This is a genomic window from Gordonia sp. NPDC003504 (assembly GCF_053587995.1).
Window position 1 is genome coordinate 177,445 of the sequence record NZ_JBSFPC010000005.1, and the last position, 14,922, is coordinate 192,366.

Consider the following 14,922-nt stretch of genomic DNA (forward strand, 5'->3'; position numbering starts at 1 on the left):
GCCCGGTGTCGGTCAGCGCACGGTGCCGATCAGCGAACGTTGTCGGTCAGCCAGGCCCCCAGGCGCGCGGCCGCGTCGTCGACCAGCGCCGGCCAGTCCATCGCCCCTTCGTCGGCGGTGTCGGTGACGACCTTGACCAACCGGCATCCGACGCCGAACGCGGCACAGACGTGGGCGATCGCGGCGCCCTCCATGTCGACGAGGTCGGCCTGCTGCGCGAGACGGTCCCGGTGCGCCGGGTCGGCGACGAAGGTGTCGCCGGTCGCCAGTACCGTGCCGTCGCCCTCGGGAAGATCCCAGCGATCGGTGACCGGATAGCCCATCGCGATCAGTTCGGCGCTGCTGATGTCGTGTTCGACGACCACCGACGGCACGAACAGCCCACTGTGGTGCGTGCGCAACGCGCCGGCGGTCCCGATGTTGACGACCTCGCGGACCGCGGGTCCGGTCGCGAGTTCACGGGTGAGCGCCAGTGAGGTGGCCACCTTCCCGATACCGGTGATGAGCAGACGGGCGCCCGGGGGAACGTGAGCCGCCTCCGACCGTGTGGCGGACACGATCAGGACCGTGGAATCGGTGTGCATCAGATGATTGTCGCCAAGTCCAGCGTCGCCCGCGCCGCCCGCCCCAGTTCATCACCGTAGGACGGTCCGTGCCCGGCTGCGTGGACGGCGAGCGGATGAAGTTGATGTACCGGTATCCGCTCACGCCATCCGGCGCGCAACGGGTGGGCCGCGAGGTAGCCGTCGAGAATCGCCGACAGCTGCGGCGTCCCGAACAGTGCCAGCATCGCCAGGTCGGTTTCGCGGTGCCCGCCGTGGGCGGCGGGATCGATCATCACCACCCCGTCGGGTGTCCACATCACGTTCCCGCTCCACAGGTCGCCGTGCAGACGGCTGGGCGCCTCGTCGTCGTCGAAGGCGCCGTCGGCGATCGCCTCGCAGGCGCGTCGCGTGAGTCGTTCGTCCGCGCGCGTGAGGTACCCGGCCCGCACCGCGGTGTCGAGGTAGGGCTCCACTCGCTCGCGCGCATAGAACTCGCCCCACCGGTCGTGGGTACGGGAACTCAGCGGTCGTTCCCCGATGAACTGGCGGCCGGTGTATCCCTGCGGCGGCGACCCGAATGCCGGCGCACCCGCATCATGTATCGCCGCGAGTGCGGCCCCGAAGGTGCGGGCCGCGACCGGGTCGGGTCGTGTGGCGGCCAGTCGACGCAGCTCGATGGCGTCGCCGGACACCGAGATCACCTCGACGACCGGGGCACCGGCCGCCGCCAGCCAGCGCAGGCCGGCGGCTTCGGCGGCAAAGAAGTCGGGATCGGAGCCGCGACTCGACTTCCGAAAGACGTTGTCGGTCAATGGAGATCAGCTTTGCGGGGAGCCGATCCCGGAGTCGGAGTCGACCGCCTCGCCCCGGGCGGAAGCGCTGATCCGGGCCAGTCGCGCGAAACGGTCGTTGGCGATCCGCATGACGATTTCGTAGGGCAGGGCGAACTTGCGCGCCCACCAGTACCCGAACCGGATGTCGAACGAGGTGTAGACGAGGAACCGATTCTTCTTGATGCCCTTGATGATCGACGACGCCGCCTTGTCCGGACTGACGGCGACCTTGTGGAAGTTGTCGATCTGACGGGCCACCCGCGGATCCGCACGATCAATGCCGGCGATCTCCACGGTGTTGACCAGCGGGGTGTCCACGCCGCCGGGACAGACCAGGCACACCCCGATGTGATGACGCCGCAGGTCGAAACGGAGGACCTCCGACACCCCGCGGATACCGAACTTCGAGGCGCTGTAGGCGGCATGCCAGGGCAACGCGAGCAGCCCGGCCGCCGACGACACGTTGACCAGCTGCCCACCGCGGCCTCGCCGGACCATCTGCGGCACAAAGCATTCGATGATGTGGATGGGCCCCATCAGGTTCACATCGACCATCGTGCGCCAGTGCCGGTGCTCCAGATTCTCCACCGTTCCCCACGCCGAGACGCCGGCGATGTTCATCACCACGTCCATCACGCCGACCTCGGCGTCGACCTCCCGCGCGAACCCGCACACCCAGTCGAAGTCGGAGACGTCACCGGCGGCATGGAACACCACACTCGCGCCGTCGCCCACCAGATCGGTGACGGCACGGTCGAGCGCATCCGCGTGTAGGTCGGTGAGAACCAGTTCGGCGCCCTCACGTGCCGCAGCGCGCGCGGTGGCCAGACCGATCCCGCTCGCCGCTCCGGTGATCAGGACCCGGCGCCGGCGCAGGGTCGGTACGGGCGGAGCCATCCAGACGAGATCTCGAAGTGCCATGCCTCGACCCTAATCGTGGGGGTTCGGATCACTCAGCCGATCGGGAGCTTTCCGCCGAACAGCCCGTAGATCACCTCGAGCATCGCGTTGAGCACCTGCGCGGAGGCGTCCTGCCCTTCGGTGAGCATCAGTTGGGCGATCTCGGCCGGATCCTCGGTGCCCAGCAGTTTCTGGATGAACGGCAGCACGGCCGAGAGTTCGGAGTCATCCCCCGACGGCGTGGTCGTGGTCGTCGGCGGTGTGGTCGCCGCCGCGCCGGGAGCGCTTGTCGTCGGGGCGCTCGACCCCGAGGTGGCCGCAGCACCCGAGACGTAGTTGAGGATGCCGTCGGTGATGGCCATCGAGTACTTGAGCTGGCCGTCACGCCCGGACAACGCTGCGGCTTCCTGCGGGTTGGACAGGTTGCCCATCTCGATGAACACCGCGGGCACCTTGGTCAGGTTGACCGCCGCGATGTCGGAGCGGGTCTGGATGCCGTTGACGACCCCGGCGTAGTTGGCTGCCGGGAACCCGGCCTTGAGGAACGCATCGCGCATCAGGTTCGACGCGGTGCGTCCGCCACTGCCCTGGACCTGGTTGACCGTGGCGTCCGGCACCGGCAGCGTCGGCACGATCATGTGGAAGCCCTTCTTGGTGGCATCCGATCCGGTTGTCGTGGAGTCCGCGTGCAGGCTCACCGCGACGGCCGCACCCGAGCGGCTCGCCGCCGCGGCCCGCTCGTCGACGCATCCTCCCCAGCCGGTGTCGTCGTTGCGGCTGAGCACCACGCGGGCGCCCTGACTTTCCAGTCCGGCCTTCACCAGCTGGGCGATGTCCCAGTTCACCGTGTGCTCCGGTGTGCCGTTGACTCCCGTCGCGCCGGTGGTCTGGCAGTCCTTGGTGCCGCCGCGACCGTCGGGGACCTGCTTGGCGAGGTCATGTCCGGCGGCGCTGCCCTGGTGACCGGGATCGAGGAAGATCGTCTTGCCGGTCAGGGCTCCTACCGTCGGGGCCGCCGCGGCGGGTGCGGTTCCTGTTGTCGCGGTCAGCAGCGCCGAACCGGCCAGGGTGGCGGTGGTGACCGCCGCGATCGACAGCCGCAGTCGCGAGAATCGTGTCTGGGTCATTGCGGTACGGGTGCGCATGCCCGGTCGGCAGTCGCACCACACTCCTTCCATCCAGCAACAGTGGCCACAATAGTCACAGCTGTCACACAGTCAAACAGTCCTGGTCCGGAAGGGGAAATCGGTGACCTGACCCGATCGGATTCGTTAGCCAGCTGTGACGTGACGCGGACTGCGCCGAGACCGAGCGGCGACGGTCACCGCGTCGGCAGATGTCGGGTGATGTGCAGAATGCCGTGTTCATCGTCGCCGGTGGCCGCTGTCGCGACGGCCGCCCGCAGCCCCGTGAGCACCTGCTGCTCGTCCATTCCCGCACCGATCGCCACCAGCGACGTCGATCGTGGACGACCCGACCACGATTCGCGCCGGACCTCCACGAATCCCCCGACCCCGTGCACGACGAACCGCTGCCGGCGTCCGGGCAGATCGAACCACACGATTCCCTTGATGCGGTAGCAGCCGGCCGGTGGCCGCTCCAGAAAGGCCGCCAGAGCTCGTGGGTCCATCGCCTCGTCGGTGCCGAAGTGGACCGAGGTGAACGAATCGTGCAGGTGCGGGTGCGGATGGCCATGGCCGACGTGGTCGTCGGCATGATGGTCGTCGGGATCGGGGCCACCGGCACGGTCGTCGGATTCGGCGAGCAGCGCGTCGAGCGTCAACTGTTGCGGTCCACGGCCGGGGCCGGCCGTGCCCGCACCGTCGGCCGCCACCGGATCGAACAACACCTGCGGGTCGATCCGGGCATCGGTGACCGTCACCTGCGCCGCGGTCGAATTCAGCTCGGCCAGCGCGGTGCGCAGGTGCGCCAGGGCGTCCGCGTCGACCAGATCGGCCTTGTTGACCATCACCAGATCGGCAACCCCCACGTGGCCGTCGATCTCGGGATGCTCGGTCCGGATACGCTCGAACATGGCGGCGTCGACGACGTAGATCAGACCGCCGTAGCGCATCCGTGGATCGGCGGCGGAGACGACCATCCGGATCAGGGCCTTCGGCTCGGCGATCCCGCTCGCCTCGATGACGATCGCGTCCAGACGTGCCGACGGTCGCAACAGCGAGTCCAGCGCCGCTTCCAGACCGTCACGGTCGACCGAACAGCACATGCAGCCGTTGGTGAGGCTGACCGCCCCGTCCGCCTGCCCGGCGACGAGCATCGCGTCGATGTTCACCGCCCCGAAGTCGTTGACCAGCACACCGATTCGCGTACCGGACGCCGCACCTCCGGTGCGCAGGAGATGGTTGAGCAGGGTCGTCTTGCCCGATCCGAGGAACCCGGCGACCACGATGACCGGGATGGGGGCTCGACTCATCGCTCCCCGACGAGGCCGGACACCGATTCCGCACTCGCCGAATAACATTCAGCACAGATCACCGCGAGATCGCGTCCCAGCCGGTCGGGATGGTTGGCCACATTACTTGTCGGACTGCCACATTCGACGCAGGTGGAGATCACGGTGGCGCGTTCGGTGAAGTCGACGGTCATCCGCTTGTCGAAGACGTACAGCGATCCCTCCCAGAGCCCGTCGTCGCCGAACTGTTCCCCGTAGGTGACGATGCCGCCGTCGAGTTGGTAGACCTCCTCGAACCCGCGATGGCGCATGAGTGCGGTGAGTACCTCGCAGCGGACACCGCCGGTGCAGTAGGTGACCACCGGCCGGTCCTTGAGATCGTCGAATGCGCCGCTGTCGAGTAGCGGAAGGAAGTCCCGCGTGGTCTCCACGTCCGGGGTGATGGCGTTGGCGAACCGCCCGATGGACGATTCGATGCGATTGCGGCCGTCGAAGAACACCACGTCGTCGCCCCGGGCGGCGATGAGTTCGTGGAGTTCGGTGGGACTGAGCCGGGTTCCCCCGTCGATCACGCCGTGCGCATCGACGGCGACCTCCTGCGGAGCACCGAAGGTGACGATCTCCGGGCGCACGCGCACGGACAATCGCGGAAAGTCATCACCGATGCCCTCGGACCATTTGATGTCGGCATCGGCGAATGGCCGGTAACCGCGGGTCGCTCTGACGTAACGTTTGACCTCGGCCAGATTTCCGCCCACGGTGCCGTTGATGCCGTGAGGTGACAAGATGATCCTGCCGTGGAGCCCGAGCGACTCACAGAGCGTCTGCTGCCACAGTCGAATCGCCTCGGGATCCGGCAAGGGGGTGAACACATAGAACAGGACGATCTTGGGGGTCGACACAGTTGTCAGATTACGGAGTTCGACGACGTCGGCGTCTGGCACTCCCGGCGAGTGCCGCGCTCATCGTCGGAGCCGGCGCAGTGATCACCGCGTGTGCGATGTCGAACGACACCGAATCCACCTCGTTGGTGCTGCCGCCGACCGACCAATTGACAACCGAATCGGACACATCGAGTTCCTCGTCGTCATCGACCTCCCGCATAGCGGAGACCGCCACCGAGTTACCCGATTGGAGTATCGGCCGAGTGATCTCACTCGCACCCCGCGCCGATAATTCTCGATATCACGATGGGGCCACCGGGCCGCAGCAGCCACTGGAACAGACATCGGGTTTCCATTTCTCCACCCCCGACCGCACGGTCAATTGCTCAACCGGCGTCAACGGCAACACAACACTCGCCTGTCGGCTCAACGATCAGCCGGCCGAGGGAAACCCGCCGGCGTCGACCCCCTCCGGGTGCCAGTGGGAGGCAAATCTCGCCGTGTTGGACTCCTCCGGACCCCAGCGCGGCGCCTGCGCCGACGACACCACGGTGCTCTACCGTTCGGCGATAGTCGACTTCGGAACGACTATCGCAATCGGACGATTCTCATGCTTGGTCGAGACCGATGGAACTTACTGCCTGGAATCGAGTTCGGATACCGGATTCGCGCTCACCACAACGGGTTACCGCAAGATATACGCAAACGAACGAGCCCCGGCGGCGTTGATCGGAACCAGTGATACAGATTCCATTCCATCGACAACCGCCACCCCCAGTTGATTCGCCGAATCATAACCGAATCGACGGAGCGAAAATCAGTAAGGCTCACGTCCACGAATTCAGCCAAGTCTTAAAGTCGGGGGCTATGATCGACGCTGGCAGCGGTAACTCAGAGGAGCCGTCTCCGGAAGAGGGTTTGACATTCACCGAGACGCGTCCCCACGATTTGTCCACAGCGATTTGCCCACGCAGACTCAGGAGATTTGACATGGCAAAGGTTCAGTCCGTCCAGATCGTCGACGACATCGACGGCAAGGTTCTCGACAAGTACGAAACGGTGCGCTGGGCGATTGACGGCAAGGAGTACGAATTCGATACTTCGACCAAGCACGCTCAGCAATTCCGTGATGCGGTGGCGAAGTATCTCGAGGTCTCGCGGACCGCGGATGCCGGTCGTGCGGTGGCCGCCAAGCGTCGCATCGTCGGCGGCGCCCGCAGCAAGGAGCAGACCCAGGCCATCCGCAAGTGGGCGGTGGCTAACGGTTTCGAGATCAGTGACCGGGGTCGCATCCCGGCGAATGTCCTCGAGGCATTCGAAGCCGCCCACTGAGCCGACGACGGGGTCCGCGCCGCACCCATTACAGTCGAGTGCGTGACCGACTCGCGGAAGAAGGCCAACGCCGACGCCTCGCGCCGTCGGAAAACCGATACATCGACGCGGCATCAGCCGAAAGCGACGTCGAGTAAGGCCACCTACGTCCTCCTCGGCGTCGCCGTGGTCGTGGTGGCCGCGCTCGTGGTGATGGGCATCATCTTCAACGCGAACAAGAAGGATCTGGGGCCGGTCAGCGACACCGTTCTCAACGAGAACGCCGCACTGATCGTCGGCGAACCGGCAGCAACCACCACCATCGATGTCTTCGAGGATTTCCTGTGCCCGGTCTGCCAGGAGTTCGAGAAGGAGTCCGGGCAGGCGATCGTCGACGCCGTGAACGCCGGCACACTGCGCGTTCGGTACCACATGTTGACCTTCCTCAACTCGAAGTCGGCGTCGGGCGACTACTCCGAACGAGCCGCCGGAGCACTGCAATGTATCGGCGATGCCAAAGACCCCGCCCTGTTCTTCCGATTCCACACGGCGCTGTTCGTCGACCAGCCCAAAGAGGGCGGCGACACCGATCATTCCAACGCCGATCTCGCCCGGATCGCCGCCACCCAGGGGGCGTCGCCGGCCACCCAGCAATGCATCTCCGCCAACGCGAAGCTCGTCGAGGCCAAGGCGGCCGCAAAACAGTCGACGACGCAGTTGCAGAAGGCACTCGACGGTGCCGTCGCCACTCCGACGGTGTTGCTCAACGGAGAATCGGTGCCCGACATCACAGAGGGCCCGCAGTGGTTGGCAACGATCCTGACCAAGGAGACCCAGTGACGTTCCGGTGAATACGCGGCGTCGCCAACCAACTCACTGACCAGGCGATTTGTTGCCCGCCGACACAATGGTGTAACTTCCTCAGTGCCCATTTCGAGGGGCGAGATCAACACGATACGGGGCTATGGCGCAGCTGGTAGCGCACCACACTGGCAGTGTGGGGGTCAGGGGTTCGAGTCCCCTTAGCTCCACAGCAAGAAACCCGCTCTGACCTGCGTCGGAGCGGGTTTCTTCTTGCCTAGACAGTTGGCTACGTCCTGGAAGTTGGCTAACTATTGGCTACGGCTTTCGAGATTGCCGCCGACGCAGCTGCCAACCGCTCGTCTGACACCCGCCCGTAGACCGCCTGCGTCATCCGCTCTGAGTGCCCGTGCCACGCCGCCACGACGTCCGCAGGGACACCGGCCGCCCGCATCCGCGACACCGACGAGTGCCGCAGGTTCCGCAACGTGATCGCCGGGAGCCCGGCCGCCTGCCGCTGATCGCTGAACAGGTCGCTGTAGGCGCGGACGGGTAGCACGGTGCCGTCCTCGCGGGACATGAGCAGGTCGTCGTCAGCCAGAGGTCGACCGACCGCCATGCGCTCGCGTAGGTGGGTGCGTCGCATCGCTTTCAGCATCGTCAGCTCGCGCGCCGGGATCGGCAGATCGCGGGTACTCCTCGCGTTCTTCGGGTCGCCGATCACGTCGCGGCCGTTCACGTCGACGCGCGCCTGCCTGATCCGCAGCTCTCCGGCGTCGAGGTCGATGTCTGACCATCGCAGCCCGCCGACCTCCTCACGTCGCAGCCCGAGGAGCGTCAGCGCGAAGCAACCGCCGAGCCGGTGCGTGCTGATGTGGTCGAGGAACCCGGACATCTGCGCAGGGCTCCAGATGTCGCCCTCGCCGACTGCCACGATGACCTTCTGCGCCGGGGGCTCCAGATGTTCGGTCGGGTCGTAGCTGATCCACCGCATACGCACCGCGTGGCCCATGACCGACTTTACGGTGACGATCGCTCGCCTCTTGGTCGACGCAGCCAGCGGACGCCCCGGCGTCTCGGTGCCGTCACGCTTGCGCTTGGGCTTGGTCGTCAGGTTTAGCGACCAGTCGGTGAGAGCTTGGGGCGTGAGCTTCTGCACCGGCGTCTCGTCGAACGCGCGGCGTGCGTAGGCCAGGCTCTCGCGGTCGGCGCGCACCGTGTTCGCGCGGGTCGAGTCGTCTGCCTCGCGGACTTTCAGCCAGTGGTCGGCGACCTCGCCGAACGTCCGTTCTGACTTGGCCGTCCACGTGTTCGCGGCCCACTTCTTGCGCTCGTCGATGATCCACGCCTGCGCCGCCTTCTTGGTGGGGAACCGCTTGTAGACGCGCACCTGTTTGCCCGTCGTCGGGTCGGTGCCGAGCGTCGGGCGTGCTGCCCAACCCTTGCCGTCCGGTAGCCGCCGGATCGCGTCGTCTGCGCGTTCTCCACGCTTGCGCTCACTCATAGCTCTTGACTCCTCTCGGTAGCTCTCCGGGCTGTAGGTACCCGTGCTCTTCGGCTTTCCGTAGCCGTGTGTCGACCGTCGACGGGGATAGGTCGAGTCGCTGACTCAGGAACCGCCGCACCGGCTTTCCGTCGCGGACCGCCTGCCGTGCAAGCTCCGCGACTCTCCGGTGATCGTCGTCTGTCAGCTTGGGCGGTCGCCCGCGTGGTCTCGCACGCTTCGGGGGCCGGTCGGGTTCACCGAACGTCGACCAGTCCAGATCGGTCACGCCGCTGCCCGGTAGCGGTATGACGTTGCCGACTGCCGCCGCTATCCGCCGCAGCGGTACGGCGCGCAGGTCCGCGACCGTCAGGGGTCTCCCGCCGTCGGTCGTTAGCGATAGAGCAACGACGTGGGGACCGGTTGCGCCCGTCTCGCAGGTGGCCGTGTATTCGAGGTCTCGACCGTGCAGCCGGACCACGCCGGTGCCAGCCGTGCCCGTCACGCGGACGCTCTCGACTCGACCCGAGTCGCTATTTACCTTCGCCATAGTTGAGACAATACAGGATGGACAAACCCTAGTTACTCGACGAAATTGGATGGCATGACTCAGATACAGCAGACGGGCACGCTCGTCGATCAACTCCGCTCCGCCCCAACGGCTTCCGTCGAGACTTCCGCCCACGTACTGGGGGTCAGCCGCGCTTACGCCTACGCCCTCGCTCGCTCCGGTGAACTCCCGACGATCAAGGTCGGCAACCGTATCCGCGTGCCGTCCAAGCACCTGCTGAAGCTCATCGGGGAGGACTGAGCCGGACGGCCGGAACCCGAGACCGGCCACCACGACGCCCAGCCCTCACCGATCAGAGAAAGCCGCCGATGACCACAACCCACGAACGACGCCGCCCCGCGACCGGGGCAGGTGCGGGGCGAGCCGAGACGACAGGAACCGTCGACCCCGAGACTACCGCCGCCCGCGCCGCCGAGGACTTCACCGCCTGCGTCCTCGCGTCCCGCGCCCCCGTCGCCCTCAACGTGCTCGACCGACTCGACCTCGAAGCCGTCGCCCGCGTCGACCAGCCCACCGGCCGCGTCCTCACCGCAGCCCACGCCCTCGCCCTCCACGACGTAGACCCCACTCCGGTCCTGGTCCTCGACGAACTCCGCCGCACCGGCAACCTCGACGACGGACACCGGGGCCGACTCACCGCGCGCCGCCTCTCCGCCGCCGCGACGAACTACCAACCGGCCGAACGACTCCGCCCGCTGTGTGCCGCTCTCGCGGCCGAACTCCACCGCACGCGGGGAGTGACCGCCGGTGAGGCTATCGCCGCCGCCTACCGCAGCCTGTCCGAGTCCGACGCCTACACGACGTTGTGCCGTGAGGGTGCAGCGGTCCGACGTGCTCACGACCTCGTGGCCGATCTCCGCGAAGGGGCCGGACAATGAACGAAAGATATTCCCCCGCAGACGAACACGACCAGTCCGGGGCCGACGCCCTCAACGCTGTAGAGATGTTCCTACGGCAGTTCGTCGCCTACCCGTCCGACGCCGCCGTGATCGCTCACGTCCTGTGGATCGCTCACGCGTGGCTCATCGATGCGTGGGAGTCGACGCCGCGAATCGCGTTCCTCAGCCCCGAACCAGGCTCCGGGAAGTCCCGTGCGCTCGAAGTGACCGAGCCACTAGTTCCACGCCCGGTACACGCGGTGAACACGACCCCGGCGTATCTGTTCCGCAAGGTGTCCGACGACGCCGGACGCCCGACGATTCTGTACGACGAAATCGACACAGTGTTCGGTCCGCGCGCGAAGGACAACGAGGACATTCGGGGAATGCTCAACGCCGGGCACCGTAAGGGTGCGACCGCCGGTAGGTGCGTGATCCGGGGTAAGGCCGTTGAGACCGAAGAACTCCCGGCCTACTGCGCCGTTGCGCTCGCGGGCCTGGATGACTTGCCCGACACGATCATGACGCGCGCGGTCGTGATCCGAATGCGCCGCCGGGGTCCGGGTGAGCGGGTCCGACCGTGGCGACTGCGTACGTGCGGAGCCGAGGCCGAACAGGTCGCGCTCGCGATCAAGGGCTGGACTTCCCGTGTCGCGACCGAGGTCGGTAGACGCTGGCCCGATATGCCACCGGGAGTGGAGGACCGCGACGCCGACGTATGGGAGGCGTTGTTAGCCGTCGCCGACCTCGCGGGTCACTGGCCCGACCGTGCCCGCGACGCCGCCGTGACGCTGGTCAAGGCGTCCAGGGACCGCGCGCCGACGCTCGGTGTGCTGCTGTTGCGCGACCTGCGCCGCGTGTTCGGTACCGCCGAGAGGATCACGACTACGGCACTACTGACCGCGCTCAACGGAATTGAGGAATCACCGTGGTCGACGATCCGCCGGGGGGAACCGCTTGACGCCAGGGGCCTATCCAACCGACTCGGCAAGTACGGCATCAAGCCGCACCTGTTCCGCGACCCTGAACCGGTACGCGGCTATGCGCGCGCAGACCTTGCCGACGCGTGGGGTCGTTACCTTCCGCCACTTGACGACCCGGAGGACACCGCCCCGGTAAGCCCCGACGAACGCGTTACATCCGTTACAGCCGCTACAACCGGCCCACGACGTAACGGTGTAACGGCTGTAACGGATAAATCCGGGCCTACCCACACCGGCGACGGTCAGACGACGATCGACGACCCGACGCGATGCACGGTCTGTGGCGAGGGGCCTATGACGCTCGCCGACGACATCAACGCGGGCGCACACATCGGCTGTCTGAGCCTCCCCGCACCACGACCGCTCACCACGACCACCGGAAGGAACCACCGATGACTGACCGACCGACCCTTGCACCGATCTACGACGAACTACGCGTTCACCGGCACCTCTGGGAGCGGGTGCGCGACCTGGACCACACACCCGAGTTCCCGGTGGACGACACCGAACCCGCCGAGGTCGCCGCCGACCGAGTGCAGTCTCATGTCCGTCTCTGGGAGGCACGCCGCCAGTGGGAGCGTGAGCAGCGCGACCTGGACGCCAAGGCCGCGAACCTCGCACGCATCGAGCGTGAACGCCTGCGCACCGTCGCCGACCGCAACACACCGACACCCGAGCAGCAGGCCGAGCGCGCCGCCGAGCGTGACTACCGCGACCGCGTGGCCCGCGTCCGTCTCGCCGCCAGCCAGGCCGGACTGGAGCACCGCGTGGACTACCTGCGCCTGCCCGGCGCGAATGACCGCGAGACACACCGCCTCCTCGCCCCCGAGGGCCACCCGGCACTGCGCCGCGTCCACCCGTGGGAGCCAGACCCGTCACCGACTCGCCTCGCTGGCCTCCTCACGGTCGACGTCGGCGACACCCTGGAAGACGTCGAGGACTGGCTAGGACTGCCGCACAACGGCACCGGACGCCGACGCGACCACGACGCCGCCACCGGTCGCGCCCTGGAGAGCACCCGATGACCGGCCCAGTGCTCGCCCTGCGCGTCGAGGGATACACGATCGAGGAGATAGCTCACCTCCTCGCCCTGGACGCCACAGAGGCCCGCCAGCAGCTCGCCGCCGACCTGGACGCCAGCCCGTACGCCCTACTCGGTGAGACCGTCGCCGTGCACCTTCACCGGTGCGACGTCCTCGCCGCAGCACTGGAACTCGCCGAGAGCCGACCGTGCACGCCCGCGCACACCGCGCTCATCGACCAGCACCGAGCAGCCGTCGACCACCTCCGCGACGCCGCCACCGACCGAGCAACCGAACGCGCCGCCGACCACCTCGCCGAGGCAGCTATAACGCGGGCAGATCGAGACCAGCCATGAGCCGCCCCGGTGCCAGCCGACCCGACCGCATCGACCACCGCGCCCGCGCCGCCGAAGCCGTCACGCTCCGCACGCAGGGAATGACCTACCGGCAGATCGCCGACCAACTCGGCTACCCGACCGAGAACGCCGCGAACAAGGCCGTGCTTGGTGTCCTGCGCCGCGCCGAGGTCGAGGCAGCCGACGCCCTGCGCGTCCTGGAGGTCGCACGCCTAGACCTGTTGTGGTCCAAGACAATTCGAGGCATCACCGCCAGCGAGAGCAGCCCGCAGGGACTCTCTGCCGCCCTGGTATCCGCCGCCGTCCGGGTGTCCGAACGCCGCGCCCGCCTGTTGGGCCTGGACGCGCCGACGCAGCTGGAGAACGTGTCACCGGTCGACATCGAGCGCGCACAACGCGAGTTCGAGCACCTGATCGAGCTTGCGTACGCGACGCCGCCCGAGGACGCGCCTCGATAGTTAACGAACTAGTCGAATCCATGCCAATGCCCGACCTTCGGTGATTCCTTAGCTCGGCACTGGTTAGGGTCAGGTGTGTCCTTGCCTCCGCTGCCCGATACCAACTGCTTCTTCTGGCTGTATGGCCACGAAGCCGCACCTTCACGTGGATTTTTGGAACTCCCCAAAAGCGGACTCGCGGTAGCGACCGTCGACGAAGTTCTCCACGATGACCCGACTGTTTCGGAACAACGTGAAGAGGGCCAATACTCGCTAGCCATCTCCGCTGAGGCAGACAAGCAAGTTAAGTCGTTCGCGGCGCGTGACGTTCATTGCACCCTGGATTCAGGGGACTTGGTGAGTCTGCTCCGAGCTAATAACCACGGAGGCACTGGTCACCATACCTATCCCGAATATCGATCGAGACGTGTCGTGTTCGGCGCACATGTCGCAGATACGCAGGTCTATTCTGCGATGCGCTTCCGACTGGATGCGCGTTGGTGGCTAAGCCACATAGTCGATGGTGAGACCGCCGAGGTGCCTGACGATCGTTCTGTTCTCAGTTTTGAGGTCCACGGGGATGAGGCTTGGTTGGTCTACGAGGCAGCTCGGCCTGCAACGCTTGAGGGGCTGTCACGCAGAGTAATTTCCGCGTGCCGATTTCTTTCCTGGCTCACATTGGGTACAACACTGGAAGTTCTAAGGACTGAAGTTCGAGCATGCACTGAGGGGCAGTGGATGAGAGTCTATGGCCAGTCCTTCGAGAGCGAGGAAGGCGCAGAGCGGACGTCCCTCTTTCTCGATCCGGCGCTCCTCACACTTGAACGTTTTGCCGGATGGATTGCGGTCCATGAGCAACTCGATGGCCTGGACTGGGCAGTGAAAGAACTGACTGGCGGTGGGCCTGTCCAGGTCCGAACTCTCCTCGGTGCCACCCTGATCGAGGGCTATCACCGAAGGCTTCGGTCGTTTAGCGACGGTACGATGCGCTTCCCCCAGCGGCGGTTTCCGGAAGCGTCCAAAAGCGAACTTCGCAACGTTCGCTTGGCGGCCAAATCCGGCGCAGAGGTTGAAGCGACGAAGTATGCAACCATCGACGCTGAAGTCATCGCCAAAGCGACGAACGACGCTCTGAGCCACCTTGGCGATGTGGGATTTGCCAACCGAGCTGTCGACATCCTTACAGACATCGCTGACGTGGTGCCGGACTTGATTCAGTCGGTGCCTAACCTGGCCAAGGTGGTCAAGGACGCACGAAACGACCTGGCTCACCACCTGACTGGACGGGACGGCCCGGGTGGCACTGCGTTCCATCGATGGACGATCGTGGCCCACTCGATTCCTTGGCTGTTGCGGGCGTTCCTCTTGGGCTTGGTTGGGTATGAGAAGGATCGACTTAACAGGGCCTTCTTGCAATGTCAGCAGTACGAGTTCGCATGCGCGAACGTCCGCTTGTTCATTGAAGAACTGGAACAGATGGAAGCATGACTTGGAAAACTGGGCCG

At 66.2% G+C, this 14,922-nt stretch carries 19 protein-coding genes and 1 tRNA gene; 11 read left to right on the top strand and 9 right to left on the bottom strand.

Going from position 1 to position 14,922, the window contains the following annotated elements; translation table 11 throughout:
• Positions 1-29: 29 nt before the first annotated feature.
• From ACWDPV_RS11955 to ACWDPV_RS11985, 7 genes are all read right to left on the bottom strand, one after another.
• On the bottom strand, positions 30-584 hold the full coding sequence (locus ACWDPV_RS11955; protein ID WP_449743132.1) for a nucleosidase: 555 nt from the start codon (positions 582-584) through the stop codon (positions 30-32).
• Entirely contained in the window at positions 584-1,357 is a 774-nt protein-coding gene (locus tag ACWDPV_RS11960) for a fructosamine kinase family protein (RefSeq protein ID WP_449743133.1), read from the bottom strand. The genes ACWDPV_RS11955 and ACWDPV_RS11960 overlap by 1 nt, the downstream gene beginning before the upstream one ends.
• A gap of 6 nt (positions 1,358-1,363) precedes the next feature.
• A complete protein-coding gene (locus ACWDPV_RS11965; protein WP_449743134.1) occupies positions 1,364-2,299 on the bottom strand; it encodes an SDR family oxidoreductase in 936 nt (311 codons plus the stop codon).
• A gap of 32 nt (positions 2,300-2,331) precedes the next feature.
• Positions 2,332-3,405 carry an N-acetylmuramoyl-L-alanine amidase gene (locus ACWDPV_RS11970; protein ID WP_348804305.1) on the bottom strand — a complete coding sequence of 358 codons (1,074 nt, stop codon included), beginning with the start codon at positions 3,403-3,405 and terminating at the stop codon, positions 2,332-2,334.
• A gap of 194 nt (positions 3,406-3,599) precedes the next feature.
• Entirely contained in the window at positions 3,600-4,712 is a 1,113-nt protein-coding gene (locus tag ACWDPV_RS11975) for a CobW family GTP-binding protein (RefSeq protein WP_449743135.1), read from the bottom strand.
• On the bottom strand, positions 4,709-5,593 hold the full coding sequence (trhO, locus tag ACWDPV_RS11980; RefSeq protein ID WP_449743136.1) for an oxygen-dependent tRNA uridine(34) hydroxylase TrhO: 885 nt from the start codon (positions 5,591-5,593) through the stop codon (positions 4,709-4,711). Before trhO ends, ACWDPV_RS11975 begins: the two co-directional genes overlap by 4 nt.
• Positions 5,594-5,603: 10 nt before the next feature.
• Positions 5,604-5,810, bottom strand: a complete 207-nt coding sequence (locus ACWDPV_RS11985) for a hypothetical protein (protein WP_449743137.1) — start codon at positions 5,808-5,810, stop codon at positions 5,604-5,606.
• Between the two features lie 28 nt (positions 5,811-5,838).
• Here ACWDPV_RS11985 and ACWDPV_RS11990 point away from each other — a divergent pair, with 28 nt between their 5' ends.
• The 4 genes from ACWDPV_RS11990 to ACWDPV_RS12005 all read left to right on the top strand — a co-directional run bounded on the left by ACWDPV_RS11990 (position 5,839) and on the right by ACWDPV_RS12005 (position 7,917).
• The gene (locus ACWDPV_RS11990) at positions 5,839-6,357 is read left to right on the top strand and encodes a hypothetical protein (RefSeq protein ID WP_348804309.1); all 519 of its coding nucleotides are present in this window, start codon (positions 5,839-5,841) and stop codon (positions 6,355-6,357) included.
• Between the two features lie 208 nt (positions 6,358-6,565).
• Positions 6,566-6,907, top strand: a complete 342-nt coding sequence (locus ACWDPV_RS11995; protein ID WP_348804310.1) for a histone-like nucleoid-structuring protein Lsr2 — start codon at positions 6,566-6,568, stop codon at positions 6,905-6,907.
• A gap of 174 nt (positions 6,908-7,081) precedes the next feature.
• Entirely contained in the window at positions 7,082-7,726 is a 645-nt protein-coding gene (locus tag ACWDPV_RS12000) for a DsbA family protein (RefSeq protein ID WP_348804562.1), read from the top strand.
• Between the two features lie 118 nt (positions 7,727-7,844).
• Positions 7,845-7,917: transfer RNA gene (locus ACWDPV_RS12005), tRNA-Ala, on the top strand.
• A gap of 77 nt (positions 7,918-7,994) precedes the next feature.
• Here the strand turns inward: ACWDPV_RS12005 and ACWDPV_RS12010 are convergent.
• Positions 7,995-9,191: a tyrosine-type recombinase/integrase gene (locus tag ACWDPV_RS12010; protein ID WP_449743138.1), complete on the bottom strand. Its 1,197-nt coding sequence runs from the start codon at positions 9,189-9,191 to the stop codon at positions 7,995-7,997.
• Complete coding sequence (locus ACWDPV_RS12015; protein ID WP_449743139.1) at positions 9,184-9,720, bottom strand: hypothetical protein; 537 nt, start codon at positions 9,718-9,720, stop codon at positions 9,184-9,186. The genes ACWDPV_RS12010 and ACWDPV_RS12015 overlap by 8 nt, the downstream gene beginning before the upstream one ends.
• Before the next feature lie 54 nt (positions 9,721-9,774).
• On the opposite strand from ACWDPV_RS12015, the gene ACWDPV_RS12020 reads away from it, so the two are divergent.
• From ACWDPV_RS12020 to ACWDPV_RS12050, 7 genes are all read left to right on the top strand, one after another.
• The gene (locus ACWDPV_RS12020) at positions 9,775-9,981 is read left to right on the top strand and encodes a helix-turn-helix domain-containing protein (RefSeq protein WP_449743140.1); all 207 of its coding nucleotides are present in this window, start codon (positions 9,775-9,777) and stop codon (positions 9,979-9,981) included.
• A gap of 68 nt (positions 9,982-10,049) precedes the next feature.
• On the top strand, positions 10,050-10,619 hold the full coding sequence (locus ACWDPV_RS12025; protein ID WP_449743141.1) for a hypothetical protein: 570 nt from the start codon (positions 10,050-10,052) through the stop codon (positions 10,617-10,619).
• A gap of 293 nt (positions 10,620-10,912) precedes the next feature.
• Positions 10,913-11,998 carry a DUF3631 domain-containing protein gene (locus ACWDPV_RS12030; protein WP_449743142.1) on the top strand — a complete coding sequence of 362 codons (1,086 nt, stop codon included), beginning with the start codon at positions 10,913-10,915 and terminating at the stop codon, positions 11,996-11,998.
• Entirely contained in the window at positions 11,995-12,627 is a 633-nt protein-coding gene (locus ACWDPV_RS12035) for a hypothetical protein (protein ID WP_449743143.1), read from the top strand. Before ACWDPV_RS12030 ends, ACWDPV_RS12035 begins: the two co-directional genes overlap by 4 nt.
• Complete coding sequence (locus tag ACWDPV_RS12040) at positions 12,624-12,980, top strand: hypothetical protein (protein WP_449743144.1); 357 nt, start codon at positions 12,624-12,626, stop codon at positions 12,978-12,980. Before ACWDPV_RS12035 ends, ACWDPV_RS12040 begins: the two co-directional genes overlap by 4 nt.
• Positions 12,977-13,438, top strand: coding sequence for a hypothetical protein (locus tag ACWDPV_RS12045; RefSeq protein WP_449743145.1), 462 nt, complete (start codon positions 12,977-12,979; stop codon positions 13,436-13,438). The genes ACWDPV_RS12040 and ACWDPV_RS12045 overlap by 4 nt, the downstream gene beginning before the upstream one ends.
• Before the next feature lie 81 nt (positions 13,439-13,519).
• A complete protein-coding gene (locus ACWDPV_RS12050; protein WP_449743146.1) occupies positions 13,520-14,905 on the top strand; it encodes a HEPN domain-containing protein in 1,386 nt (461 codons plus the stop codon).
• Positions 14,906-14,922 lie beyond the last annotated feature (17 nt).

Bases quoted from the DNA above. Each gene is read 5' to 3' on its own strand.
- ACWDPV_RS12040 (WP_449743144.1), top strand. From the start codon at position 12,624: ATGACCGGCCCAGTGCTCGCCCTGCGCGTCGAGGGATACACGATCGAG.
- ACWDPV_RS11965 (WP_449743134.1), bottom strand. From the start codon at position 2,299: ATGGCACTTCGAGATCTCGTCTGGATGGCTCCGCCCGTACCGACCCTG.
- ACWDPV_RS12020 (WP_449743140.1), top strand. From the start codon at position 9,775: ATGACTCAGATACAGCAGACGGGCACGCTCGTCGATCAACTCCGCTCC.
- ACWDPV_RS11955 (WP_449743132.1), bottom strand. From the start codon at position 584: ATGCACACCGATTCCACGGTCCTGATCGTGTCCGCCACACGGTCGGAG.
- ACWDPV_RS12045 (WP_449743145.1), top strand. From the start codon at position 12,977: ATGAGCCGCCCCGGTGCCAGCCGACCCGACCGCATCGACCACCGCGCC.
- ACWDPV_RS12025 (WP_449743141.1), top strand. From the start codon at position 10,050: ATGACCACAACCCACGAACGACGCCGCCCCGCGACCGGGGCAGGTGCG.
- ACWDPV_RS11970 (WP_348804305.1), bottom strand. From the start codon at position 3,405: ATGACCCAGACACGATTCTCGCGACTGCGGCTGTCGATCGCGGCGGTC.
- ACWDPV_RS12035 (WP_449743143.1), top strand. From the start codon at position 11,995: ATGACTGACCGACCGACCCTTGCACCGATCTACGACGAACTACGCGTT.
- ACWDPV_RS11975 (WP_449743135.1), bottom strand. From the start codon at position 4,712: ATGAGTCGAGCCCCCATCCCGGTCATCGTGGTCGCCGGGTTCCTCGGA.
- ACWDPV_RS11995 (WP_348804310.1), top strand. From the start codon at position 6,566: ATGGCAAAGGTTCAGTCCGTCCAGATCGTCGACGACATCGACGGCAAG.
- ACWDPV_RS12010 (WP_449743138.1), bottom strand. From the start codon at position 9,191: ATGAGTGAGCGCAAGCGTGGAGAACGCGCAGACGACGCGATCCGGCGG.
- ACWDPV_RS12015 (WP_449743139.1), bottom strand. From the start codon at position 9,720: ATGGCGAAGGTAAATAGCGACTCGGGTCGAGTCGAGAGCGTCCGCGTG.